The sequence below is a fragment of the Hydrogenophaga sp. 5NK40-0174 genome (genome assembly GCF_040372165.1).
GTDB lineage: Bacteria > Pseudomonadota > Gammaproteobacteria > Burkholderiales > Burkholderiaceae_C > Hydrogenophaga.
Window position 1 is genome coordinate 212,810 of sequence record NZ_BAABWG010000001.1, and the last position, 25,745, is coordinate 238,554.

Consider the following 25,745-nt stretch of genomic DNA (forward strand, 5'->3'; position numbering starts at 1 on the left):
CTGTCCTCTGCGCCTGATCTTCAGGTCAGGCGCTGATTTGTCGGGTGGTGGGGCGTGCCCCGGTTAGTTGCAGATGTTGACCAGGTCGCCGCGCAGGACAACGACTTGGGCCTCGGGCTTGGGACCGTAGCGGTTGAAGCCTGAATTGCCGGCGTTGTTGGCAGCCTGTGTGTTGCTGCCAACTTCCTGGATGCAGGTTTTGCGGACCCCGTCGGTTTTCTCGGTGGTGATCACGTCCGCATCGGTTGCCACATCCTGATTCTCGGCAGCAAAGGCCTTGGCCTGGTAGCGGGAAAGCTTGGCGCGCAGCCACGATGGCATCTCTGGACTTTTGTCCATGTCACCAGAGCGGCGCTGGTTGTTCAAGGGCATCATGTTGTAGGTGACCTGGTTGCTCAATACCAGTGGATCCTCGCCCGGCGCATACTGGGCAAAAGACAGGGAGCTGCAGGACATCAGCACTGCCATCAGCAAAGAAGCGATCTTGGTGGCTTTCATGATGTGGCCTCGTCAGGGTAGGGAAGTGTTCTGTTTAAGGAAAGCAAGGCAGCGCCCCATGGAAACGGTTGGCTGCCTTGCTTGTCACATGCCGGTCGACTTAGTCGCAGCTGACGCAGCTGGTGTTGGTCGACACGTTCTGCACTGCCTTGGCGCCGTGCTTGGCCAGGTTCACGACAGCAGAGTGCTTCATCAGGGCAACCTGGATGGAGGTGGCATTGATGTCGACTTCGCCAACGTTGGAAGCGATGTTCTGGCTGGCTTCTGCGTTCAGGGCGGCGTTCATGATCAGGGAATCCTTGGCACCAACGATCTGGTACTGGTCACCGTCAACCTTGATGGCACCGGCGTTGGTGGCCAGGTTTTGTTGAGCAACAGCGCCCTTGCCTTCAGCGGCGTTGATCACGGCAGTGTTCACCAGGACGGTGGCCTGCAGTTGAGGGTTGTTGATCACAGGGCCGTCAGCCTTGGGGCCGCCGTGGCCGTGACCGTGGCCGCCGCCAGCGAAGGCAGTAGAAGCAACAGCTGCGAGTGCAATGAAAGCAAGCTTTTTCATGATGAATTTCCTCAAGAAGTTGGTCCAGTTGGTTCGGCGCCCTGAGTGGTCCCTGGGTCACCGCGTGTTCGACTTGGCAGGTGAGCGTGCTCGTTACGCCTCGTCTGGGATTCAGTGTCTCGTAGTACCTTTTTGTTGCCAATGGCCGGAAGTGCGTACTTCATTCTTACGAATTCATCGGAGGAGGCGTACAAGTTCGAAGCCAAGAATTGCCCTAAAAATCAAGGGTTTGCGCTAGCAAAAGAAGAAACGCACATGCATTCGCAATTGAATGTCCTTGGATGTTTCAAATGAAACAAAACGTATGAAATGCGGATTTTTCCTCGTTTGGGTTTCCAATTTGGCAACAAGGCGTGCAGATTGTGCCCAAAAGCCTATGAAAAATAGGCCCTAAGTATTCTTTTGAAAAAGACGCTCCCGGCCTGCATGCGAGCGAATGAGACAAAACAGCCGGAGACGTAACAAGGTTCAAGGCATGAAGGACAAAAAATCGGAACACAGCGACATCTTGTCGGCCGGTACTGACAGCGCCGCCGCGTTTGGCTTTCCAGACAGTCGTTTCAACACGGATTTCTCTGCATCGGTCTGGCCCGAATTCATGGTCGGGCAGACGGACGCGCCGGTGCGTGTGCTGCTGGTCGACGACGATCCGCATATGCGCCAGGTCATCTCTCGCGAGCTGTTGTCGGACTTGCGTCTCGACCTCGTGGCGCAGGCGGGCAGTGTGAAAGAAGCCAAGCGAAAGATCGCGCAGCACGAGGTGGACGTCATGCTGGTGGATCTCAATCTCGGTGACGGCACCGGTTTTGATTTGATTTACTTGTTGAAGAGCAAGCAACCAAATGCGGAGTCGGTGGTGATCTCAGCCATCGAAGATGAAGCACACGCGCTTCAGGCATTTGCATTGGGCGCAACCGGGTACCTCGTCAAGAACTCATGGTTTGGCAGCTTTCCGCAAGCCGTTCTTCAAGTGGTCAACGGTGGCGCATCCATCACACCCAACCTTGCGCGAAGGCTTCTTCAGCGGCTGGACATGCGTGGCGTGGCCGCCCCTCAACCGACCAACCGTGAGCGGCTGTCTGACCGGGAGCGGGAGATTCTCAAGATGGTCGCAGCGGGTTACACCAGTGTCGAGATTGCCGAGCGGCTCTCGATCAGCGCGCAGACTGTCAACACCCACGTGCGCAACATCTATCGGAAGCTGCAGGTGAAGACGCGTGCTCAGGCCGTCACGCGCGCAGCCGATCAAGGGCTGCTGTGAGTCCGGCAAGCGAAGCATGGATCGAGGGATAGGCCGAGGTAGCGGCGCACACGCCAAATGACGTGTACCAGATTGAGGGCGTCGCTCGACGTCTGAACAAGGGGGAATGGAGGCAAGATGGGAGTCACGGTCATGCAGGAAGGCGGACAGATCCGTGCTTGATAGTGGAAAGCCCTTGCGGTGGGGCTGGGGCATCTTGTTGTTCGGTCTTGCCGTTCTGGCCCTGTGGCGCATCGGTGGAGATGACCCGGTTGTCGAGCGAACGCTGGGCCTCAGCATGGGGAGAAATGTCGGCTGGATCCTGGCCTTTGCTGCCACCAGCGTGATCGCACTCGGGTCGCTCGCGCTCGGTATGAGGACGGGCCGGGCAGACCGCCGGAACCTGGACATTTCCTTCTTCTCAATGCTGGCCATCTGGCTCGCTCTGGCCGGCTCCACCACCTGGGCTCGCTGGGCGTCTTTGTCCGATTCCATGGCATGGATATGGATCACCCATGTCTGCTACCAGCTCATCATTGGCGCTGTTTCATACCAACTGGTCTCCTCACTGACCACGCTTTCTTTCGGCGGCAGGGCGATATGGGCAGTGCAGCAGGTTGTCTGCATTTCACTGGTGAGCTGGGGGCTGCTGGGTGTCGAGCACACCGACTTGGCCTATCTGGCATGGAAGGTCGTGAATGTCGTGGTGACATCTGCCTTCTATCTGCGGCTTGGACGGGGCGTGCTCGCGGGTCATGACGGTGCTGGCTGGCTGGTGCTGGTTGGCGCCTGTGTGGCCTATGTGATCGGGACTGCTGATCTGGCCATCGCGCAGAAAGGTCTGATCCTTATTGGCATTCACCATCATCTTTTCGCCGGCTACATGCTGCTTGTGTGGCTCGTCACCTCCAACAGGATCAGTCTCGGAGGAGACGAGGAGGGCGTGGGCGATGACCACAGCCGCCTCGGGCGCGAATTTGCCAATTCGGCCTTGACGCCTTACTCGACCCCGGCCAATGCCCCGGCCTACCTGATGGCCACCAATCGGGAGCGGCGCAGAATTGCGCAGGAACTTCATGACGGTGTGGGCTCGCAGCTTGTCTCCATCATTTCTGGTCTGGATCGGACTGAGCCCGGGCACCGCGTCCTGGCGTCTTCACTGGAGCAGTGTCTGCTGGATGTCAAGATTTTGGTCGATGCCATCGATGACAGCGACGAAAGTGTGATCGATGCCTTGGGTAGGCTGCGCTACAGGGTGCAGCACTCGCTGGACCAACTCGGTATTCGACTGGTATGGGATGTGGATTTTGACGGACCACTTGAACAGATTGGCGGCGAGTTGGGGCGTCAGGTGCTTCGCATCGCCCAGGAATCGATGTCGAATGTGATGCGCCATTCGAAAGCCAGCATGGTCTGGCTGTCCTGCCACATGGACGACACCGGGCGTGCGATGGTTCTCGAAATCCGGGATGACGGCGTCGGGTTTGATCAGCGCTTGCATGCCGGCCCTTCCACGGGCAAGGGCCTGACGGGCATGCGTCGTCGTGCAGCGGGTACGGGTGGGGTTCTGGAGTTGCGCTCCCATCCGGGCAAGGGTACCAAGGTGACATTCACCATGCCCGTCTTGCCCGGGCGTTCGGGCGATCACTTGCCGCCCTCACCGCACCAGCTCTTGCAGTAGGGGGTAAATCGAGGGGGCGATGGTGGCTGTGGCAAACTTGCCCGCCATCGCTCCTTGAAAAAACCACTCATATTGCCCGGTGTTGTGGTGGCCAGCTGGCTGCTGTGACGCACGGAAAAGACCACTCTTCATGCAAGACATCGTCGCGCAACTGGCGCAAGAAATTCGCATCCAGCCCCAACAAGTCAAGGCCGCAGTCGAACTGCTCGACGGCGGAGCCACCGTCCCTTTCATTGCCCGTTATCGCAAAGAAGTCACCGGTGGCCTGGACGATACGCAGCTGCGTGAGCTGGAGTATCGGCTTGGCTACCTGCGAGAGCTGCAGGACCGCAGAGAAACCGTTATCAAGGCGATCGACGAGCAAGGCAAGCTGACAGATGCGTTGCGCCTGTCCATCGCGAAAGCGGCCACCAAACAGGAACTGGAAGACATCTATCTTCCGTTCAAGCAAAAGCGACGCACCAAGGGGCAGATTGCACGGGAATTCGGCATCGAGCCGCTGGCCGACAGGCTGTTTGGCGATCCAACGCTGGATCCACTGAGCGAGGCGGCAGCGTTTACCCGCGAGCCGGAGGTGCTCGACGACGGCAAGCCCGGAGCGGACTTCTCTACGCCTGCGGCAGTGCTCGACGGCGTGAGGGACATCCTCTCGGAGCGCTGGGCAGAGGATGCCGCACTGGTTCAGAATCTTCGTGAGTGGCTGTGGAATGAAGGCTTGTTGCGCAGCTCCCTGGTGGCTGGCAAAGACGAGAACAACCCGGATGTTGCCAAGTTTCGCGACTACTTCGATTACGACGAGCCGGTCTCCCGTGTGCCGTCGCACCGTGCGCTGGCCGTGTTTCGCGGCCGCTCACTCGAGATTCTTGATGCGAAGCTGGTGCAGCCCCAGGAGCCCGAACCCGGAAAGCCCAGTCTGGCCGAAGGGCGCATCGCCGTTCATCTGGAATGGAGCCACCAGGGCCGTGCGGCCGACGACTTGATACGAAAGTGCGTGGCCTGGACATGGCGGGTCAAGCTGAGCCTGTCCACCGAGCGCGACCTGTTCTCCCGCCTGCGTGAAAGCGCTGAAGGCGTGGCGATCAAGGTTTTCGGTGACAACCTGCGCGACCTGTTGCTGGCAGCGCCTGCCGGGCAAAAACCCGTGATGGGGCTGGACCCCGGCATCCGCACTGGCGTGAAGGTAGCGGTGGTGGATGCCACGGGCAAGCTGGTCGACACTGCAACGGTCTACCCGCACGAGCCACGCCGCGACTGGGATGGCTCACTCCATACTCTGGCGCAGTTGTGCCAGAAGCACCAGGTGGCCCTCATCGCCATCGGCAACGGGACGGCCAGCCGCGAAACCGACAAGCTGGCCGCCGACCTGATCAAACAGCTCGCACGGCTTGGGCAGGACGGCGTGCAAAAGGTGGTCGTGAGCGAGGCGGGCGCTTCGGTGTATTCCGCCAGCCAGTTCGCCAGCCAGGAGATGCCGGATGTGGATGTCAGTCTGCGCGGTGCTGCCAGTATCGCCCGTCGGTTGCAGGACCCACTGGCCGAACTCGTCAAGATCGAACCCAAGAGCATCGGCGTTGGTCAGTACCAGCACGACGTGAATCAGAGCGAGCTGGCGAGGACGCTGGATGCTGTGGTGGAGGATTGTGTGAATGGCGTGGGCGTCGACCTCAACACAGCCAGTGTGCCGCTCTTGTCCCGGGTGTCCGGGTTGAGCAGTAGCGTGGCGCGAGCCGTGGTGCGCTGGCGTGACGCCAATGGCGCCTTTCGCAATCGCCAGCAGTTGCTCGACGTGACGGGCCTGGGCGGCAAGACTTTCGAGCAGGCGGCCGGCTTTCTGCGTATCCGTGATGGGGACAATCCGCTGGACATGACCGGCGTTCACCCCGAGACCTATCCGGTGGTGGAGAAGATCATCGAGCACTCTGGCGAGAAGGTCCAGTCGCTGATGGGGCGTGCCGACATGCTCAAGACGCTGCGTCCGGAGCTTTTTGCCAACGACCAGTTTGGCGTCATCACCGTCAAGGACATTCTGGGTGAGCTGGAAAAGCCGGGCCGTGACCCGCGTCCGGATTTCAAGGTTGCCCGATTCAATGAAGGCGTGGAAGACATTGCCGACCTCCGGGAAGGCATGGTGCTGGAGGGCACCGTCAGCAACGTGGCGCAGTTCGGGGCGTTTGTGGACCTGGGGGTTCATCAGGACGGCCTTGTCCATGTGAGCCAGCTGAGCCACAAGTTTGTCAACGATGCCCGCGAGGTCGTCAAGACGGGCGACATCGTCAAAGTCAAGGTGCTGGAGGTCGATGGCGGCCGCAAGCGCATCAGTCTGACGATGAAGCTCGACGCACCGACTGGGGCTCGGCGTGAGGCTTCTGCGGGCCGGGGTGGACGCTCCGACGGGGGGCATCTGGCGGGCCGGCACAGCGGTCACAAAGGTGGCGCCGGGCGTGACGCGCCGATGGGGGCTATGGCCTCTGCCTTTGCCAAGCTTCAGGGGAATAAAAAAGGCTGACATTCCGGCCTTTTTCTCGGCTTTGCGGGGCCCTCAAGTCGACCCCGGGGCGGTCGATATGTAGGTTGTCAATGAACTTTCTGCTGACAACCTTTCATTCGCCGCATCATGGAACTCGACGCCCTGCTCAATTACCCTCGTGCCTTGCCTGCGATGCCCCGCGCGGTATCGGACCTCCTGGCCGAGATGAACAAGGATGAGCCCAGCCCGAAAAGGGTGGGGGACCTCATCAGTCGTGACCCTGCGCTGACCACTCGCGTCCTGCGCTTGTCGAATTCCGCTTTCTTTCGCGTCAGCCGCCGCATTGGCAATGCCGATGAGGCTGTGGCCATGCTGGGCATGACGCACGTGCGATCGCTGGTCATGGCCGCAGCCCTGGGGTCGAGTTTCAAGAATGTCCCCGGGATCGATCTCAAACAGTACTGGCGGTATTGCCTGCGCGTGGCCGAAGTGGCTCGGACGCTGGCTACCGTGCTGCACCAGAACGAAAGCAATGCGTTCACGGCGGGCCTGATCCATGCCATCGGCATCCTGATCATGCACATCGCCATGCCGGACGAAATGATGCCTATCGACATGGGCACGCCGGCGCTTGACCTCAATCGTGCTGCTGCCGAGTTGCGGGTCTTTGACTACAGCTACGCAGATGTGGGTGCGGGCATGGCCGAAAAATGGCAATTCCCCGCCGAGACTGTGAGCGCCCTGAGAAACCAGGTGTTCCCCTTCGAAGGCGAGAACTACGATCCGTTGGGGGGGCTGCTGCACCTGGCGTCCTGGAGGGCGCGAGCCGAAGAAATCGAAATGGACGAGCATGGCCTGGTGGCCACGTTCCCCGACATGGTCGGGCTCACGCTAGGACTGAGCCTTGACAGTGTGCTGGGCAAAGATCCCGAGGAATGGTCTTTCAGCCAGGCATTGGGTGCTTTCCTGGATTGAACCTCCGGGCAAGCGATTTGCAATCACGACTAACCAGATTCAAAGAGACAGCCATGCAACTCGAAAAGCTTCTCAAGCACCCCAATGCACTGCCCAGTGCTCCCAAGGTCATCCGCAAGCTCATGGAGACGTTCGACCAGGAGGAAGTCGACTTCAACCAGGTGGCGCGCTACATCGAATCCGACCCGGTGCTGACTGGAAAACTCCTCAAGACGGCCAATTCGGCCTTCTTCGGCTTGCACCGAAACGTGACCAGCGCACGTGAGGCACTCAATGTGCTCGGTCTGATCAAGGTCAGGGCACTGGTGATCGCTGCGGCCATGAACGACAGCTTCCATTCAGTGGCCAGTGTGAATCTCAATCAGTACTGGCGGTACAGCCTGAACTCGGCCAACCTCTCTCGCTACCTGGCGCTTCCCATCCGTATCGATGAGAATGCCGCGTTCACGGCCGGCCTCTTGCACGGTATCGGCGAACTGGTCATGCACGTCGCCATGCCCGAGCGCATGGTCGACCTGGATCAGAATGTGCCGATGCTGGACCTCAAGCGCGCCAAGGCCCAGAGGGAGATCCTGGGCTACAGCTACGCAGAGGTGGGTGCGGCACTGGCCAAGGAATGGAAATTCCCCAAGCGCATGGTGGATGCCATTGCCCACCAGGTGGCGCCGTTCGACAACGATGTGTACGAACCCATCGCCGGCGTGATTCACATCGCCTCCTGGCGTGCCCGTGCTGAAGAGCTGCACCTGGGCAGTCAGGGCCTGATCACCACCTACCCGGACCCTGTCGGACTGGTGCTTGGTATCGACCCCGACACCGTGATCGGCGAGGAAATCCCGGCCCTGACGAGGCAAGGGGCTGAATCGGAACCTGCTTAGCCATAGGGCATTCAGATTGCGAGACAATCGCAGTCGATGAAAGCGCTACGCATCTATGCGGGCCCCCGGGCCCGCCTTTTCATTGAGCACAACGGGTTGCAGCCATCGCATGTCGGTGTGGTGCCTGCCGCCGCCGGCGGCCCCAAGGGACTGATTCTCGGGCCGCTGGACCGGCTGATCTTTGGCCACTGGCTCAGCGACACATCCCACCCGGTGGACCTGGTGGGCGCCTCGATTGGCGCGTGGCGCATCGCGACCGCATGCCTGGCCGACCCGGGGCAGGCACTGGCGCAACTCGAGCGAGACTACATTGCCCAGCATCATCCGCTCCCACCGGGGCAAAAACGTCTGACGGCAGACGACATATCAGGCCGCTTCGCACAGAACCTGCGTGAGTTCTACGACAGCGAACGCATCGAACACCTTCTCAGTCACCCTCGCTACCGCCTGCACATCGTCGCCGCACGCGGCAGGCGGCTTCTGTCTCGAGATGATCGACGATGGCGGACTGCAGCCGGGTATCTGGCGGCGTTTGCAGCCAATGCCATCGGACGGCGTCATCTCGGACGGTGGATGGAGCGGGTGGTATTTTCCAGTGCTGAGGATCAGGGCCAGCCTGCCAAGCTGCCGTTCGACGCCAGCGATTTTGTCACCCACCATGTGAAGCTGGACGAAGGCAACTTCATGTCCGCACTGCAGGCCAGTTGTTCCATTCCGTTCATGTTGCGCGCAGTGGACCAGATTGCTGGTGCACCCGACGGGGCGTATTGGGATGGCGGGCTGACCGACTATCACCTCCACCTTCACTACCGAACTGCGCCTGCGTCACCGCTGGTGCTGTACCCGCACTTTCAGCAAGCGGTGGTGCCGGGTTGGCTGGACAAGATGTGGAAGCGTCGCCACGCCTATTCCCCCGCACTGCAGGACATGGTTGTGCTTGCACCGGACCCCGAGTGGGTGAGCCGGCTGCCCAATGGCAAGTTGCCCGATCGAAATGACTTCACGCGCTATGGGCAAGATGTCGAGGCGCGCATGAAAGTATGGAATGCCGCCGTCTCGGAAGCTAGGCGACTCGCCGATGAGTTTGATCAATGGTTGTCAAAGCCTGATCTTCATCAGATAGAGCCTTTGTAGGCGGAGCTTTTACATTTTGGCGCGCTGGCGTTACCAGTGGTTCACATCTGCCTGCTACATTGAAAACAGTTCATCAGATCGAACCGTCAAGGAGCAGGAATGAAGCGGATTTCTCAGGCGCTGGTCATTGGCGCGTTGGTGGGGTTTGGCAGCATGGCCAGCGCACAAGGCGTTTATGTCGAAGCTGGCTACACACCATTGAGCCTGGATGCGCGTTATGCAGGTGTTGATATTTCCAGCGACCCATCCAGCCTGCGCGGGCTGGTCGGCTACGAGCTGGGTCCCTTTGTGGCCGTGGAGGGCATGATCAGCTTTGGCGTTGCCGACGACGATATCAGCGGCAATGGCATCAGCACTGGCCTCAAAGGCGAGGTCGACAACATGTTCGGTGCCTACATCAAGCCGAAGTTTCCCGTCACGCCCGAGTTTGACCTGTTCGGTCGACTGGGCTTTGCCAGCACGAAACTGAGTGTGGCCGGTGACTCCGGAACGGAGACATCCCTCTCCTGGGGACTGGGCGCCAGCTACAAGATCAATGAACAGCTTTCCATCAACGGTGACTACATGACGTATCACGACAAGGACGACGTGACCATCGACGGGTTCACGGTTGGTGTGGGATTCCGCTTCTGACGTCAACTCCTCAAGACGTTGCCAGGGCCACCCAAGGGTGGCCCTTTTTTGTGGGGCCGGGGCGTGAGGGCGCCTCAGCCGGTGGACTGCAGGCGCATGAATCCGCCGTACTTTGTTGCCAGATGGGCCTCCGCGTTTTCCAGCATGAAGTAGCGGAAGGCCTCAGCGGCTGGGGAGAGCAGTTTGGAGAGCGTGTGAACCACGTTCCAGGCCCTGACGATGGGGGTGCCCTCAACGTCCAGGATGGAGATCAGGTGGTGTTCCAGCTCCAGCCCGATGGTGTGCAGCGACAGAAAGCTGATGCCCATGCCCGCCATGACGGCCTGCTTGATGGTTTCATTGCTGGTCATCTCCATGACCGTACGCGGCTCCAGCCGCGATTTGTCCAGAAAGTTCTCCATCGCCGCGCGAGTGCCAGAGCCCCGCTCACGCAAGATGAAACCGTAGGGCTTGAGCGACTCCACGGTCGGGTGCCCCACCTTGAGCAGCGGATGGTCGGTGGGGGCCACGAACACATGCGGATGGGCTGCAAAGGGCTCGGCACGGGTAGCCAGCTCTGTGGGGGGGCGTCCCATGATGGCAATGTCCACTTCGTTGCCGTGCAGCATCTGGACCAGCTGTGCACGGTTGCCGACAGCCAGGCGGATTTCCACCCCCTCGTGCTCGCGCTGGAACTGGGCCAGCAGGCGAGGCAGGAAGTACTTGGCTGTACTGACCATGCCAATGGTCAGGGTGCCGGTCTCCAGGTGCTGTAGCCGTGCAGCGGTGTCTTCAGCGTCCTTGAGCGTTGACAAGACCTTTCGCGCGTAGACCAGCATGTACTCGCCCGCCGTGGTCAATGAGACCTTGCGGCCACTGCGTTCAAACAGGGGCAGGCCCACATGACCCTCCAGCTCCTTGATCTGCTGGGTCACGGCGGGGGGCGTGAGGTGCAGCGCTTCCGCCGCGCGGGCAAAGCTCATGTAGCGCGCAGCTTCGCTGAAAACCCTTAGCTGGCGAAAGGTTGCGTTTTTCATTAAGCAATAGATTAACTTGAATGCAAGAAATTTTGAATTTACCTTATCTTTGATCGTTTTTAAAGTCCATGAAAGCCTCGATATCGGGCCGCATGCCACTCCGGCACTGCCAGGCCCGACCCGACAGAACGAAGGTGGAGACATATGAGCAAACTGGCCGCACTGATTTTTGATCTTGACGGTACCCTGGCGGACACCGAAAGCCTGCACCGTGCTGCGTTCAACTACGCCTTTCGGGAAGAGGGCATGGACTGGCACTGGGACGAGGCGCTCTACACGCGCTTGCTGGATATCTCGGGCGGCAAGGAGCGGATGCTGCATTACTGGCGCGAAACCCACCCGGATGTGACAGAGGTCGACGGCGGTGCGGTGGATGGTCTGATCGCCAAGCTCCACGAAATCAAGACGGCCTACTACGAGGCCAAGGTAAAGGCCGGTGAAATCAGTCTGCGACCGGGCGTGCTGGCACTGATGAATGAGGCACGGGCCAATGGTGTAGAGCTGGCCATTGCCACGACGACCTCGGCCATCAATGTGGCCGCACTGATGGGCTCTGCACTCGGTGATGCATGGCGGGATAACTTTGTGGCAGTGCGCGATGCGAGCAATGCGCCCCTGAAGAAACCGCATCCGCAGGTGTACGAGCGTGTGCTTCAGGACATCGGACTGCCGGCCCAGGTATGCATCGCGTTTGAGGACTCCTCCAACGGTCTCAAGGCAGCGACTGCGGCAGGTCTGGCAACGGTGATCACCCCTACGTCATTCACCTCGCACAACGATTTCACTGGTGCCTTGAAGGTGTTGAAAGACCTTTCGGGTGTCGGTATTGAGCAATTGCGTCAATGGCGCAGCCAGGCGGATCGTTGAGACGGTTCGGTTCATCCATCACACAGCATTCCTCGAGCCAGGCCACAAGATGATTCGCATTGCACCCTCCATTCTGTCTGCTGACTTTGCCCGTCTGGGCGAGGAAGTCCGCGCCATCGAAGCCGCCGGAGCCGATCTGGTGCATTTCGATGTCATGGACAACCACTATGTGCCCAACCTGACCATCGGACCACTGGTCTGTGAGGCCATTCGTCCGCACGTGAGCATCCCGATCGATGTCCACTTGATGGTGGAGCCGGTGGATGACTTGATTCCCATGTTTGCCAAGGCAGGCGCCAACATGATTACCTTTCACCCGGAAGCCAGCCGACATGTGGACCGGACGCTTCAGCTCATTCGGGACCATGGCTGCAAGGCTGGTCTGGTCCTCAACCCGGCCACGCCTGCGCACTGGATCGACCATGTGATGGACCGCCTGGACATGGTGTTGCTCATGAGCGTGAACCCGGGCTTCGGCGGCCAGAGGTTTATCGACGCCACGCTGCCCAAGCTGCGTGAAGTGCGTCAACGCCTGGACCAGTACAAGACCATCTCTGGCCGCGAGATATGGCTGGAAGTGGACGGTGGTGTAAAGGTGGACAACATCGGCGAAGTGGTTGCCGCCGGTGCCGACACGCTGGTCGCTGGAAGTGCTGTATTCGGTGCGCCGGACAGCGACGGTGGATACCGCACGGTGATGCAGGCGCTGCGCGCAGGTGCGGCCAAGGCTGGCTGATGGCCGGCGCGTTGACCATCGCCAGAGAAGACCAAACAAAACCACAGAGATAACCGATCACGGAGACAGGACACCATGACAACCAAGCGACGCTTTACCCTGACGCAATACCTCATTCAGGAGCGCAGGCGGTTTCCGGATGCCAGCGGCGACTTCAACGCGCTCATGCTGGACGTGGCGCTGGCCACCAAGGCGATTGCACGCAGTGTTTCTTTCGGTGAGCTGGGTGGCATGCTGGGCAACCCGTTCTCTGAAGTGGCGGAGGTGGAGGATGTGAGCACCACTGTCAATGTGCAGGGTGAAGAGCAGAAGAAGCTCGACGTGATCAGCAATGAGTATTTCATGCGTGTCACGGAGTGGGGCGGTCATCTTGCCGGGATGGCTTCCGAGGAAATGGACGACCCCTACCAGATCCCGGAGTCCTATCAGCGCGGCAAATACCTGCTGGTGTTCGACCCACTGGACGGCTCGAGCAACATCGATGTCAACGTGACCGTCGGCAGCATTTTCAGTATCTTGCGCGCGCCGCAGGATGTGATCGACAGTGGACGCGATGTGGTGGAGGCAGATTTTCTGCAGCCGGGGCGTGAGCAGGTAGCCGCAGGCTATGTGCTTTATGGGCCCACCACCATGCTGGTGCTGACGGTGGGCAATGGCGTGGACGGCTTTACCCTCGACCCCAACCTTGGCCAGTTCATGCTCACCCACCCCGACCTGAAGGTGCCTGAGAACACCCAGGAGTTCGCCATCAATGCGTCCAACGCCCGATTCTGGGAGCAGCCCATCAAACGCTATGTGGATGAGTGCCTGGCAGGCAAGACCGGTCCGCGTGAGAAGGACTTCAACATGCGCTGGATCGCCTCCATGGTGGCTGAAGCCCACCGCATCCTGATGCGCGGTGGCGTCTTCATGTATCCGCGTGACACCAAGGACCCGAGCAAGCCAGGTCGACTGCGCCTGCTGTACGAAGCCAATCCGGTCGGCTACATCATTGAGCAAGCCGGAGGCCGCGCCAGCACGGGCCGCGAACCCATGCTCGATGTGCAGCCAGAGAAACTTCATCAGCGCATCGGTCTGGTCTTTGGCTCCAAGAACGAAGTGGAGCGTATCGAACGCTACCACCGCGAGCCGCAAGAGCAGCGCGACATCAATCCGTTGTTTGCCGAGCGCTCGCTGTTCCGCGATTGAGCCGGCCGACACTGCTCCCCCTATTCGAAAAATCCCAAGCATTGACTGGAGACAAACATGTCAGAACGCCATCCCATCATTGCCATTACCGGCTCCTCTGGTGCGGGCACTTCGACAGTGACCCGTACCTTTCAGAACATCTTCCGTCGCGAGAGCATCAAGGCCGCCATCATCGAAGGCGACAGCTATCACCGATACGACCGCAAGGAAATGAAGGCCAAGGCCGCCGAGATGGAGGCAGCGGGCAACCAGCATTTCAGCCACTTTGGCGCCGACGCGAACCTGTTCGAGGAAATTGAATCACTGTTCAAGAACTACAGCCAGACGGGCGAGGGCAGGAGCCGGAAGTACCTGCACAACGCGCTGGAAGCTGAGCCCTACAAGCAGGAGCCGGGTACCTTCACACCCTGGGAAGAGCTGCCGGCTGGTACGGACATGCTCTTCTACGAAGGCCTTCACGGTGCGGTGGTCACGCCGGACGTGAACATCGCCCAATACCCCGACCTGCTCGTGGGGGTGGTGCCGGTGATCAATCTGGAGTGGATTCAGAAGCTCTGGCGCGACAAGAACATGCGTGGCTATACCGCGGAGGCGGTCACCGACACCATCCTGCGCCGCATGCCCGACTATGTGAACTACATCTGTTCGCAGTTCCAGTACACGCATGTCAACTTCCAGCGCGTGCCCATGGTGGATACGTCTGACCCGTTCATCGCGCGCGATGTGCCTACCGCTGACGAGAGCATGGTGGTGATCCGCTTTGCCAACCCCAAGGGCATCGATTTCCAGTACCTGCTGAACATGGTGCACGACTCCTACATGAGCCGTGCCAACACCATCGTTGTGCCGGGTGGAAAGATGGAGCTGGCCATGCAGCTGATCTTCACGCCCTTCATCTGGCGAATGATGGAGCGCAAAAAGCGCGCGATGTGATCGGGTTTGCGCCGCACGAAAACGGCGCGTTTCCCACCTCCTCGAGGGAAGCCAGCGAGCAGACCGGTGCAGTCGGCGCCGCTGCATTCCCGAGCCTGAATTCTCTTTCCGACCTGGACGCTGTATGAACAATCCATCTGCCGAACTCGCTCGCGAGATGGCCAATGCCATCCGCATTCTCTCCGTCGACGCCGTGGAAAAGGCCAAGTCCGGTCATCCGGGCGCACCCATGGGCATGGCGGACATTGCCGAAGTCCTCTGGAACCGCCACCTCAAACACAACCCCGCCAATCCTCAGTGGCCCGACCGCGACCGCTTCGTGCTGTCCAACGGTCACGGTTCCATGTTGATTTATTCGCTGCTGCACCTTACCGGCTACGACCTGCCAATGGAGGAGATCAAGAATTTTCGCCAGCTGCACAGCAAGACGGCGGGTCACCCCGAGGTGGGCATCACGCCCGGCGTCGAGACCACGACTGGTCCACTGGGGCAGGGCATTGCCAATGCGGTTGGCATGGCACTGACCGAAAAGCTGCTGGCCGCAGAGTTCAATGAAGATGGCCACAACGTGGTGGACCACTTTACCTATGTGTTCCTGGGTGATGGCTGCATGATGGAAGGCATCAGCCACGAGGTGTGCTCTCTGGCAGGGACCCTGCGCCTGTCCAAGCTGATTGCGTTCTATGACGACAATGGCATTTCCATTGACGGACACGTGGAAGGCTGGTTTGCCGATGACACGCCCAAGCGGTTCGAAGCCTATGGCTGGCATGTGATCCCGCGTGTGGATGGCCACGACCCTGAGGCGATCGAAGCGGCCGTGCAGGAAGCCAAGCGTCAGGCCAACAAGCCAGATGGCAAGCCAGTGCTGATCTGCTGCAAGACCGTCATCGGCATGGGTTCGCCCAACAAGATGGGCACGCACGACGTGCACGGCGCTGCTCTGGGTGCCGAGGAAATCAAGGCGACACGCGAAGCTCTGAACTGGCCTCACGCGCCGTTTGTCATTCCAGACAATCTGAAGAAGGCGTGGGATGCGCGTGAAGACGGCGCTGCCAACGAGCGTGAATGGCGCCACCGCTTTGAGGCCTACCGCAGCGACTTTCCAGAGAAAGCAGCCGAGTTTGAGCGGCGTGTGGCGGGCGAACTGCCTGACCAGTTTGAGCAAACGGTTTCCTCACTGCTGGCGTCTGCAGCCAACCAGCCAGGCGCGGTGGCCACCCGTAAGGCCAGTCAGAACGCACTGGACTGCCTGGCGCCATCCATCCCGGAGATGTTTGGCGGCAGCGCCGACCTGACCGGCTCCAACCTCACCAATTTCAAGGGCTGCACGCTGGCAGGCAAGGACACCTGGGGCAATCACCTGAGCTATGGTGTGCGCGAATTCGGCATGGCCGCCATCATGAACGGCATGGCGCTGCACGGCGGCTACATCCCTTATGGCGGCACCTTCCTGACCTTCAGCGACTACTCGCGCAATGCGCTGCGCATGGCCGGTCTGATGAAGCAACGCGTGGTGCATGTGTTCACCCACGACTCCATCGGCCTGGGCGAAGATGGGCCGACGCACCAGTCGGTTGAACACGTGCCCAGCCTGCGCCTGGTTCCGCACCTGGATGTCTGGCGTCCGGCGGACAACCTCGAAACCGCAGTGGCCTGGGCCACGGCCATTGAGCGTCGCAATGGCCCTTCGGCGTTGTGCTTGTCCCGCCAGGGCTTGCCCAAGGTGTCAAGCGCTGAGCAGGTCGACGGCATTCGCCGTGGCGGCTATGTGCTCAGCCCTGCATCGGATGCGGAGATCGCCATTCTGGCCACCGGCTCTGAAGTCATGCTGGCATTGGATGCACAGAAGCTGCTCGCGGCCGACGGTATCGCTGCCCGTGTGGTGTCCATGCCCAGCACCAGCGTGTTCGACCGCCAACCGATCGAGTACCAGGACGAAGTGTTGCCGCTGGATATGCCCGCCGTGGCAGTTGAGGCCGCTCATCCCGACAGCTGGCGCAAGTATGTGGGTCGCCGTGGCGCGGTGGTCGGTATTGCTACCTACGGCGAGTCGGCACCTGCCGGCGTTCTGTACGAGCACTTTGGCATCACCGCAGGCGAAGTGGCCAATGCAGCGCGTCGCGTCCTCGGTCGCCCGATTGTGGCGAGTGCAGCAGCAACGGCAGAGGCCTGATCGATGTCTTCTTATCCCTATGACCTGGTGCTGTTCGACCTTGACGGCACCCTGATCGAAACCGCACCTGAGATTGCAGATGCATGCAACGACACCTTGCAGGCGTCCGGATTCCCTGCAGCCCCGCTGGAGACGGTCACCAGCTGGATTGGGCATGGTACCCGCGAGTTGCTGATCAAGGCCTTTGCGGACGCCATGGGCACCACAACAGATGCAATACGCAACTCTGAGGGCTTTCCTGCACTGGAGCAGACTTTTGGGCGCCACTATCTGCAGCGTTGCGGCACCCGAAGCACGCTGTATCCACAAGTTCGCGAAACCCTGGAAGCCTTGAGCGCGCAGGGCGTGAAGCTTGGGGTGGTGACCAACAAGGAAGAGCGCTATACCCGCGTGGTGATTGATGCCCACAACCTGCGCTCGGTGCTGGATGTGGTCATCAGCGGCGACTCTCTGCCCGTGAAAAAGCCCAACCCGCTGGCGATTGAGCAGTGCATCGAGCGCTTTGGAACCACGGCGGAGCGCACCATTTTCATTGGTGACTCTTCCATCGATATCGAGACCGCGCGCCGAGCTGGCATTGCGGTGTGGGCACTGCCTTATGGCTACAACATGGGCAAGCCCATTGAAGAGGCCGGGGCTGACCGAGTGATTGAAAACGTGTCGGCGTTGCTGCCGGCCAACCTGGTTTCTGCAGAAACCCCATCATCGAGAGGAGACCTTTCCACATGACCATCAAAGTCGGTATCAACGGATTTGGCCGCATTGGCCGCATGGTGTTCCGCGCAGCTGTCGCGAACTTCGAAGACATTGAAGTTGTCGGCATCAACGACTTGCTCGAGCCCGACTACCTGGCCTACATGCTCAAGTACGACAGTGTGCATGGCCGCTTCAAGGGTGAAGTCAGCGTCGACGGCAACAACCTGGTCGTCAATGGCAAGAAGATCCGCCTGACGGCAGAGCGTGACCCGGCCAACCTCAAGTGGGGCGAGATTGGTGCTGACGTCGTGATCGAATCCACCGGCATCTTCCTGACCAAGGAAGGCGCGCAAAAGCACATCGAGGCCGGTGCCAAGAAGGTCATCATGTCCGCGCCTTCCAAGGACGACACCCCCATGTTCGTCTACGGCGTGAACGACAGTACCTACGCTGGCCAGGCCATCATCTCCAACGCTTCTTGCACCACCAACTGTCTGGCCCCCGTGGCCAAGGTCCTGAACGACAAGTGGGGCATCAAGCGCGGCCTGATGACCACGGTGCACGCTGCCACCGCCACGCAAAAGACCGTTGACGGCCCGTCCAACAAAGACTGGCGCGGCGGCCGCGGCATTCTGGAGAACATCATTCCTTCGAGCACTGGCGCAGCCAAGGCAGTGGGCGTGGTGATTCCCGAGCTGAACAAGAAGCTGACCGGCATGTCCTTCCGCGTGCCAACGTCTGACGTCTCCGTGGTCGACCTGACCGTGGAGCTGAGCAAAGACGCGAGCTACGAAGAGATCTGCGCCGAAATGAAGGCCCAGAGCGAAGGCGCCATGAAGGGCGTGCTCGGCTACACCGAAGACAAAGTGGTGGCCACCGACTTCCGTGGCGAGAGCTGCACCTCGGTGTTTGACGCCGAAGCCGGTATCGCCCTGGACAAGACCTTCATCAAGGTCGTGAGCTGGTACGACAACGAGTGGGGCTACTCCAACAAGTGCCTGGAAATGACACGCGTTGTGGGCCGCTGAAGCGCCGCTCTTTTTGCAATCTGATTTCTGATTATTGAATCAAGGACATCAACATGGCTCTGATCTCTCTTCGTCAGCTGCTCGATCATGCAGCTGAAAACAACTACGGTCTGCCTGCGTTCAACGTGAACAACATGGAACAAGTGCAGGCCATCATGCAGGCCGCCGATGCTGTGAACAGCCCGGTGATCCTGCAGGGTTCCGCCGGTGCGCGTTCCTATGCCGGCGAGCCCTTCCTGCGTCACCTCATCGCCGCTGCGATCGAAATGTACCCACACATCCCTGTGTGTATGCACCAGGACCACGGCGCCACTCCAGGCGTGTGCTTTCGATCCATCCAGTCCGGCTTCTCGTCGGTGATGATGGACGGCAGCTTGCAGGCCGACGGCAAGACGCCTTCATCCTACGAGTACAACGTCGAGGTGACCCGTCAGGTCGCCGAACTCGCCCACGCTTGCGGCGTGTCGGTCGAAGGTGAGCTTGGCTGCCTGGGATCCTTGGAAACCGGCAAGGCCGGCGAGGAAGACGGCCACGGTGCAGAAGGTGAGCTGGATCACTCCCAACTGTTGACCGACCCGGACGAGGCTGCTGACTTCGTTGCCAAGACGCAAGTGGACGCCCTGGCCATCGCCATCGGTACCAGCCACGGCGCTTACAAGTTCACCCAGAAGCCAACGGGCAAGGTGTTGCGCATCGATCGCGTCAAAGAGATCCACCAGCGCATCCCCAACGTCCACCTGGTCATGCACGGTTCTTCCAGCGTGCCGGAAGACTGGCTCGCGATCATCAACCAGTACGGCGGCGACATGGGCCAGACCTATGGCGTGCCAGTGGAGGAGATCGTGGAAGGCATCAAGAATGGCGTTCGCAAGGTCAACATCGACACCGACCTGCGCATGGCCAGCACCGGCGCCATTCGAAAGTTCCTGGCCGACGACCGCAAGAACTTCGATCCACGCAAGTTCTACAAGGAAGCCACCAAGGCGATGCAAGCGATCTGCGCCAATCGCTACGAGGCTTTCGGTAGTGCCGGCATGGCCAGCAAGATCGGCAAGGTCCACAACCTGGAGGCCATGCAAAAGCGCTACGACAAGGGAGAGCTGGCAGCTCGGGTGGCCTGACGCCCCTTTGCTGTATGTCGTTGGCTTTCGCGCTGAGCCGGGTTTCGACCCGGCGGCCGACTCACTTTTCTTTGCTTCGCCAAAGAAAAGTAAGCAAAAGAAAGGCGAGCCGGATGCGTTGCCCCTGCGCTTCGCTGCGGGCACACTCCGTTGCTCGGACCGTGCGGGGTCTGCGCAAACTTGTCCGCTTCGCGGCCTTCAGACATGCGCAGCCCTTATCCGCCCAGCCCTGCGCTACTCGCCAACGCATAACGGCAATCGCAGGGGCCGATTACCCACGGACTCGGTAAACCTGGGGAAGGCTCAGCCTTCCCCAGCGCTGCTCTCGCTTTCCGTCATGCACTCCGAAAGGTCGAGCAGCGCAAGGTACAGCGCAGCAGTCTGTCCGTCGGGCAGGGCCCGACAATGCGTGTCACTTGCCACTCAAATATTCGGCAACGGCAGCCATTTCCAGCTCCGTCATTTTCTCGGCCACCGCGTGCATCACCGCGTTGTCGTTGGTACGTTCACGCTTGTTGAAGGATTTCAACTGGGTATGAATGTAGCCAGAGATCTGCGTGGCAATGCGGGGCAGGTTCGCAGCGCCTTCGCCTTGTGGTCCATGGCAGCTTGCGCAAGCGGGCACGCCACTGAATTTGTTGCCGTTCTTGTAGATGTAGGCGCCCATGGCTGCCAGCTCGGGTTCCTTCACCTCATGTTTGGTCACCGGCATGGCTTCGTAGTACTTGCCCAGGGCCAGCATGTCGTCGGAGGTCAGCTTGGCTACCATTTCGGCCATGGTCGTGCTTTTGCGTTGCCCGGATTTGAACGCCTCAAGCTGTTTGGCCACATATTCCGCGTGCTGACCGGCCAGACGAGGAAACACCTCACTGGTGGAGTCGCCGCTTTCCCCATGGCACAGGAAGCACGAGCCTCCCGCGAGCTTCTTTGCCCTGGCCATGGTTTCGTCCTGCGCCTGAGCGTTTGCGGTGGCCATCAAGGCTGCGGTGGCCACCAGGCCAATCGCGACCCAACGTTGCGACAGAGAGTGTTTCATTCCATCACCCATTACTGATATTCGGAGTTGAAAAAGGCCCCGCCTCGGCGGGGCCTCGGTAAGCAAGCAAAGCGCGCTCAGGCCAGGGTGTCAGCCCAGATGTTCTGCGCCCATGCCCACGCGTAACGGCTTTCCAGTTCGCTGGCGGCCTTGGAGATGCCCCCTGCGCCTTCAACGGGCAGCATGGTCTTCTTCTCGGCGTCGTAGCTGTGAACGCTGGCCACGTGCACCACTTCGTCAGGCGCAACGAAGCTGTAGCAGGTGTTGGCGTAGATCGGCATGCCTGGTGGCACTTTGCCCATCAGCAATGCGACCACGGCTGCAGCGCAGGTCTTGCCATGCTGGTTGGCCATGTGACCCGACTTCGGCATCTTGGGCGCACCCTGAACCGAGTCACCGAGGACATGGACATTCTTGGCGACGGTGGACTCGAAGGTGAGGAAGTCGACTTCGCACCAGCGGTCGTTGGCAGTGGCCAGGCCCGATTTGCGAGCAATGGTGCCGGCGCGCATCTGCGGGATGACGTTGGCCACGGCTGGCTTGAAGTCGTCCGCAAATTCGAACTTGAGTGTGTTGGTCGCCGCATCGACGTCCACGACCTGGTGCTTGGGGCGGTACTCGATGATGCCCTTGTAGTGCTCGTCCCAGGCCTTCATGAACAAGCCCTTCTTGGACTGGATATCGTCGTTCGCATCGAACACGATGACTTTGCTCTTGGGCTTTTCCTTCTTGAAGTAGCTGGCGATCATGCACGCACGCTCGTAAGGGCCGGGGGGGCAGCGGTACGGGGCCTTGGGGATCGAAAGTGCGTAGACGCCGCCGTCCTGCATGGACTCCAGCTGCTTGCGCAGGGCCACGGTTTGCGCGCCGGCCTTCCATGCGTGGAGCACTTTGTCCTGTGCGCCCGGCTTGTTCATGCCGGGCATGGTCTCCCACATGAAGTCGATGCCGGGGGAGACGATCAGGCGGTCATAGGGCAGGGTGCTGCCGCCGGCAAGCTTGACCATGCGCTTGTCGGCATCGATGGACTCGACCATGTCGTGCACCATCTTGACGCCGTGGCGTTTGGTCAGGTTGTCATAAGGCGTGGTGATGTCCGCAATGGTCTTGTAGCCGCCCAGGACCAGGTTGGAGATGGGGCAGGAGATGAAGGTCGGGTTGGGTTCGACCAATGTGACTTCGATGCCGTAGTCGGAGAACATGCGCACGTATTTGGCAGCCGTGGCGCCCGCGTAGCCTCCACCAATGACGACCACCTTGCCCTGGCTGCCGCCCACGGAAGCACACCCGGTGATGGTGCCCAGTCCTGCAACAGCGGAGCCAGCGGCCAGCGTCTGTACGAATTGTCGACGTTGAATCATGATCAGATCTCCTGTCCTTATTTTTTCTGAGCTGCGAAGTAGGCGGCGAGCTGGGCCAACTGCTCATCGGTGTAGCCCTTGGAGAGCTGGTGCATCACGGTGGCAGGTTTGCGACCGGTCTTGAAGTCCATCAGCTTCTCCAGCAACTCATCCTTGTCCTTGCCCGCCAAGGCCTCCATGCCCTTGAGAGCATGTCCGTCTGTGCCATGACAGTTGGCACAGGCGGCTGCCCACACGCGAACCTGGTTGACCTCGGCTTGTGCGGCACAAGCAGCGGTCAGCAAGCCTGCCAGGGCAAACCACTTCACATTTTTTTTCATCGTCATCTCCGGTGTTTGTGTGAAATCAACGCTGGTATGAGTTTTGGCCGGTTTCGCGCCTGGCGTCGCCGTGCCGAAACTCACTATCTAAACCGTAGCTAAGGAAGCTGACGCCAAACAAACATCAGTTCTTGCGAATGTTTAGATGACCGATCGTAACGTGCGCCAAATCCAAGGCTGGACCGTGAAAACCCTACTCTGGTGGGTATAAGAGGTCAGGCTGAAATGGGCTTCTGCACAGCGGTACCTGACACAGTCAGGCTTTCGGGTTTACACTAATCGGAATATTCGCAATCAATCATATAGTTGATGGCGAAATCAACAGAACGACCGTGGAGACAAGCCGTGGAAGACATGCAGGAAGTGTTCGAATCCGTTGCGCGCCATTTCAGCGTGCTCGGCGAGCCTGCCCGCTTGCGCATTCTTCACGCGCTTTGCCACGAAGAGAAGAACGTGAGCGAACTCATTGCGCTCACGGGTCTGGCGCAAGCCAACGCATCCCGACATCTTGGCCTGATGTACCAGTCCGGCGTGCTGAGTCGCCGCCGTGAAGGTACCCAGGTGTTCTATTCCGTCGCCGACCCCATGTACACCGATCTTTGCCGAATCGTCTCGGTTCAGGTCGTCAGTCGCGTGGACTCGGTGGCCGCCACGCGCGAGAGCTTTGAAGAGTTTGCGCAGGCCATGAGCAACAAACTCCCGAGCGACGTCACCGCTCCGGATTCACCTTAACCCGATATCAACCACACCAAGGACGAAGACCGTGGCCAAAGACCTGAGAGACGTGATTGGGCGTGTCGTGCATGCGCCCGAGAATTTCCTGAGTGCCGAGAAAATGGAGGAGGCCCGCAAGGCGCGCCGCAGCTTCATGGGCAAGGCACTCGCGATGGGCGCAGGCGTGGCAGCGTCTGCTGCTGCCAGCACCCGTGCGATGGCCGCCGCCGAAGGCGAAGAGTCCATCCTCAAGCTTCCCGAGCACAGCACCGGGCTGGGCAAAGGGGTGATCACCGATGCATATGGCCAGCCCAGCAAATGGGAGGCCAACCTCCAGCGCCGTCAAAGTCCGGGTCTGACCCGCGTGACCCAGGCCTCCGTGAGCTTCACGCCACTGCAGGGTCTGTTCGGCATCATCACGCCCAGCGGCTTGCACTTCGAGCGTCACCACCAGGGCTGGTGGGACATCGATCCTTCCAAGCATCGCCTCATGATCAACGGCCTGGTCAAGCGCGAACGCGTCTTCACCATGGACGACCTGATGCGCCTGCCCAGCGTCTCGCGTATCCACTTCATCGAGTGTGGTGCCAACTCTGCGCCCGAGTGGGGCAATGTGGCCCTGCCTTCTGTGCAGTACACCCACGGCATGCTCAGCTGCTCCGAGTTCACGGGTGTGCTGCTCTCCACGCTGCTCGAGATGTGCGGCATTGACAAGAAGAAGGCCAAGTTCGTGCTGGCCGAAGGTGCTGACGGCTCTTCCATGACCCGCACCATCGACATCGAACGGGCCATGGACGATGTCATCGTGGCCTGGGGCATGAATGGCGAAATGCTGCGCCCGGAGAACGGCTATCCGCTGCGACTGGTGGTGCCCGGCGTTCAGGGTGTGAGCTGGGTCAAGTACCTGCGCCGCATCGAAGTGGGCGATCAGAAGTACGCTGCCAAAGACGAGGCTGTGCACTACATCGACCACATGCCGGACGGCACCCATCGCCAGTACACCGGTGTGCAGGAATGCAAGAGCGTGATCACCACGCCTTCGGCTGGTCAGTTGCTGCTCGACAAGGGTTACTACAACGTCACTGGCCTGGCATGGTCCGGCCGCGGCACCATCAAGCGCGTCGACGTGAGCGTCGATGGCGGCCGAAACTGGCGCACAGCGCGTCTGGAGGGGCCGGTTCTTCCGAAGGCGCTGACACGTTTCAACATCGACTGGGTGTGGGACGGCAAACCCGCAGTTCTGCAGGCGCGAGCCATCGACAGCACCGGATACGTTCAACCCAAGATCAACCAACTGCGCGCCGTGCGCGGCACCAAGTCCGTCTACCACCAGAACGCCATCCAGAGCTGGCTGGTGTCGGAAAACGGTGAAGTCTCCAACGTGCAGGTGTACTGATGAAAAAAATGAATCGCAATACCCTTCGCATCCTCGCCGCCACAATCGCCTTCAGCACCGCCGGGGCATGGGCCGCAGGTCAACCCTGGGACAAGATTGGCCGAGATGCCACGCCTGCAGAAGTCAAGGCCTGGGACATCGATGTACGCCCGGACTTCAAGGGCCTTCCTCCGGGCAAGGGCACCGTCGACGATGGCGCCACAGTGTGGGAAAGCAAGTGTGCCTCCTGTCATGGCATCTTTGGCGAATCCAACGAAGTGTTCACACCCTTGATCGGGGGAACCACCGCTGACGACATCAAGCGCGGGCGTGTGAAAAACCTGGAAGAGGGCAACCGTTTCCCGCAGAAGACGACCATCATGAAGGTGGCCACCGTCTCAACGCTGTGGGACTACATCAACCGTGCCATGCCATGGAACGCGCCGAAAACCCTGAAGACCGACGAAGTCTATGCGGTGCTCGCCTACTTGCTCAACCTGGCCAACATCGTGCCGGCGGACTACGAACTGTCCGACAAGAACATCGCAGAGGTCCAGGAGCGCATGCCCAACCGCAACGGTATGGTGTTCTATGAGCCGATGTGGGTGACCAATGGCAAGGGTGATGTCAAGAACGTTGCATGCATGAAAGATTGTGAGGTGGACACCAAGATCCACTCCAGCCTGCCTGACTTTGCCCGTGACGCGCATGGCAACATCCAGATCCAGAACCGCGTGATCGGTCCGGTGCGCGGAGCAGACACCACCAAGCCGGCATCCAAGGCGCCAGCTGGTCAAAGCCCTGCTCCTGTCGTGGCGGTGGTGCCGCAAGGCGGCGCGGCGGAAGTGGACCCGAAAGCGCTACTTGACAGCAATGGCTGTACGGCGTGTCATGGTGTCAGTGCCAAGATTGTCGGCCCCGGCTTCAATGAAGTGGCCGCCAAGAACAAGGACCGCAAGGACGCGGTGGAATACCTCAAGGGCAAGATCCGAGCAGGTGGTTCTGGCGTGTACGGTGACGTCCCGATGCCTCCTCAAAGCCAGATCTCGGATGACGACGTGAAGGCCATTGCGGACTGGATCGCCGCCGGCGCCAAGTAGATTCAGTGAGTTGTCA

General features: G+C 60.1%; 24 protein-coding genes. 18 read left to right on the forward strand and 6 right to left on the reverse strand.

Annotation, left to right across the window (positions count from 1 at the left end; all coding sequences use genetic code 11):
- Window positions 1-63: 63 nt before the first annotated feature.
- Complete coding sequence (locus ABWV89_RS00950) at window positions 64-498, reverse strand: hypothetical protein (RefSeq protein WP_353393327.1); 435 nt, start codon at window positions 496-498, stop codon at window positions 64-66.
- 100 nt (window positions 499-598) lie between these two features.
- The gene (locus ABWV89_RS00955) at window positions 599-1,054 is read right to left on the reverse strand and encodes a hypothetical protein (RefSeq protein ID WP_353393329.1); all 456 of its coding nucleotides are present in this window, start codon (window positions 1,052-1,054) and stop codon (window positions 599-601) included.
- A gap of 598 nt (window positions 1,055-1,652) precedes the next feature.
- On the opposite strand from ABWV89_RS00955, the gene ABWV89_RS00960 reads away from it, so the two are divergent.
- The 7 genes from ABWV89_RS00960 (at window position 1,653) to ABWV89_RS00990 (ending at window position 10,062) form a co-directional block, all read left to right on the forward strand.
- On the forward strand, window positions 1,653-2,315 hold the full coding sequence (locus ABWV89_RS00960) for a response regulator transcription factor (protein WP_353395118.1): 663 nt from the start codon (window positions 1,653-1,655) through the stop codon (window positions 2,313-2,315).
- 154 nt (window positions 2,316-2,469) lie between these two features.
- Complete coding sequence (locus ABWV89_RS00965) at window positions 2,470-3,975, forward strand: sensor histidine kinase (protein ID WP_353393331.1); 1,506 nt, start codon at window positions 2,470-2,472, stop codon at window positions 3,973-3,975.
- Between the two features lie 130 nt (window positions 3,976-4,105).
- A complete protein-coding gene (locus tag ABWV89_RS00970) occupies window positions 4,106-6,481 on the forward strand; it encodes a Tex family protein (protein WP_353393333.1) in 2,376 nt (791 codons plus the stop codon).
- Window positions 6,482-6,589: 108 nt separating this feature from the next.
- A complete protein-coding gene (locus ABWV89_RS00975; protein WP_353393335.1) occupies window positions 6,590-7,417 on the forward strand; it encodes an HDOD domain-containing protein in 828 nt (275 codons plus the stop codon).
- Between the two features lie 53 nt (window positions 7,418-7,470).
- Complete coding sequence (locus tag ABWV89_RS00980) at window positions 7,471-8,295, forward strand: HDOD domain-containing protein (RefSeq protein WP_353393337.1); 825 nt, start codon at window positions 7,471-7,473, stop codon at window positions 8,293-8,295.
- A 36-nt stretch (window positions 8,296-8,331) separates the two neighbouring features.
- Complete coding sequence (locus ABWV89_RS00985) at window positions 8,332-9,429, forward strand: patatin-like phospholipase family protein (RefSeq protein WP_353393339.1); 1,098 nt, start codon at window positions 8,332-8,334, stop codon at window positions 9,427-9,429.
- A 99-nt stretch (window positions 9,430-9,528) separates the two neighbouring features.
- Window positions 9,529-10,062 carry a porin family protein gene (locus ABWV89_RS00990; RefSeq protein WP_353393341.1) on the forward strand — a complete coding sequence of 178 codons (534 nt, stop codon included), beginning with the start codon at window positions 9,529-9,531 and terminating at the stop codon, window positions 10,060-10,062.
- Between the two features lie 74 nt (window positions 10,063-10,136).
- Here ABWV89_RS00990 and ABWV89_RS00995 read toward each other — a convergent pair whose 3' ends face one another.
- The gene (locus ABWV89_RS00995; RefSeq protein ID WP_353393343.1) at window positions 10,137-11,078 is read right to left on the reverse strand and encodes a LysR family transcriptional regulator; all 942 of its coding nucleotides are present in this window, start codon (window positions 11,076-11,078) and stop codon (window positions 10,137-10,139) included.
- 144 nt (window positions 11,079-11,222) lie between these two features.
- Here ABWV89_RS00995 and ABWV89_RS01000 point away from each other — a divergent pair, with 144 nt between their 5' ends.
- From ABWV89_RS01000 to fba, 8 genes are all read left to right on the forward strand, one after another.
- Complete coding sequence (locus ABWV89_RS01000) at window positions 11,223-11,945, forward strand: HAD-IA family hydrolase (protein WP_353393345.1); 723 nt, start codon at window positions 11,223-11,225, stop codon at window positions 11,943-11,945.
- 49 nt (window positions 11,946-11,994) lie between these two features.
- Complete coding sequence (gene rpe / locus ABWV89_RS01005) at window positions 11,995-12,681, forward strand: ribulose-phosphate 3-epimerase (RefSeq protein WP_353393347.1); 687 nt, start codon at window positions 11,995-11,997, stop codon at window positions 12,679-12,681.
- Window positions 12,682-12,756: 75 nt separating this feature from the next.
- On the forward strand, window positions 12,757-13,869 hold the full coding sequence (locus ABWV89_RS01010; RefSeq protein WP_353393349.1) for a class 1 fructose-bisphosphatase: 1,113 nt from the start codon (window positions 12,757-12,759) through the stop codon (window positions 13,867-13,869).
- Window positions 13,870-13,926: 57 nt separating this feature from the next.
- Window positions 13,927-14,802 carry a phosphoribulokinase gene (locus ABWV89_RS01015; protein WP_353393351.1) on the forward strand — a complete coding sequence of 292 codons (876 nt, stop codon included), beginning with the start codon at window positions 13,927-13,929 and terminating at the stop codon, window positions 14,800-14,802.
- 124 nt (window positions 14,803-14,926) lie between these two features.
- Complete coding sequence (tkt, locus tag ABWV89_RS01020) at window positions 14,927-16,978, forward strand: transketolase (protein WP_353393353.1); 2,052 nt, start codon at window positions 14,927-14,929, stop codon at window positions 16,976-16,978.
- 3 nt (window positions 16,979-16,981) lie between these two features.
- Window positions 16,982-17,707: a phosphoglycolate phosphatase gene (gph, locus tag ABWV89_RS01025; RefSeq protein ID WP_353393355.1), complete on the forward strand. Its 726-nt coding sequence runs from the start codon at window positions 16,982-16,984 to the stop codon at window positions 17,705-17,707.
- The gene (gene gap / locus ABWV89_RS01030; RefSeq protein ID WP_353393357.1) at window positions 17,704-18,702 is read left to right on the forward strand and encodes a type I glyceraldehyde-3-phosphate dehydrogenase; all 999 of its coding nucleotides are present in this window, start codon (window positions 17,704-17,706) and stop codon (window positions 18,700-18,702) included. Before gph ends, gap begins: the two co-directional genes overlap by 4 nt.
- Before the next feature lie 53 nt (window positions 18,703-18,755).
- Entirely contained in the window at window positions 18,756-19,823 is a 1,068-nt protein-coding gene (gene fba, locus ABWV89_RS01035) for a class II fructose-bisphosphate aldolase (RefSeq protein ID WP_353393359.1), read from the forward strand.
- Between the two features lie 412 nt (window positions 19,824-20,235).
- Here fba and ABWV89_RS01040 read toward each other — a convergent pair whose 3' ends face one another.
- From ABWV89_RS01040 to ABWV89_RS01050, 3 genes are all read right to left on the reverse strand, one after another.
- Window positions 20,236-20,859 (reverse strand): c-type cytochrome, encoded by a 624-nt coding sequence (locus ABWV89_RS01040; RefSeq protein WP_353393360.1) that lies wholly within the window; start codon window positions 20,857-20,859, stop codon window positions 20,236-20,238.
- 77 nt (window positions 20,860-20,936) lie between these two features.
- A complete protein-coding gene (locus ABWV89_RS01045; protein ID WP_353395119.1) occupies window positions 20,937-22,217 on the reverse strand; it encodes an FCSD flavin-binding domain-containing protein in 1,281 nt (426 codons plus the stop codon).
- Window positions 22,218-22,237: 20 nt separating this feature from the next.
- Window positions 22,238-22,540 (reverse strand): c-type cytochrome, encoded by a 303-nt coding sequence (locus ABWV89_RS01050; protein WP_353393362.1) that lies wholly within the window; start codon window positions 22,538-22,540, stop codon window positions 22,238-22,240.
- A gap of 354 nt (window positions 22,541-22,894) precedes the next feature.
- Here ABWV89_RS01050 and ABWV89_RS01055 point away from each other — a divergent pair, with 354 nt between their 5' ends.
- From ABWV89_RS01055 to ABWV89_RS01065, 3 genes are all read left to right on the forward strand, one after another.
- Window positions 22,895-23,272: an ArsR/SmtB family transcription factor gene (locus ABWV89_RS01055; RefSeq protein ID WP_353395120.1), complete on the forward strand. Its 378-nt coding sequence runs from the start codon at window positions 22,895-22,897 to the stop codon at window positions 23,270-23,272.
- Window positions 23,273-23,375: 103 nt separating this feature from the next.
- Entirely contained in the window at window positions 23,376-24,650 is a 1,275-nt protein-coding gene (gene soxC / locus ABWV89_RS01060) for a sulfite dehydrogenase (protein WP_353395121.1), read from the forward strand.
- Window positions 24,651-24,658: 8 nt separating this feature from the next.
- Window positions 24,659-25,729: a c-type cytochrome gene (locus ABWV89_RS01065; protein ID WP_353393364.1), complete on the forward strand. Its 1,071-nt coding sequence runs from the start codon at window positions 24,659-24,661 to the stop codon at window positions 25,727-25,729.
- Window positions 25,730-25,745: the final 16 nt, after the last annotated feature.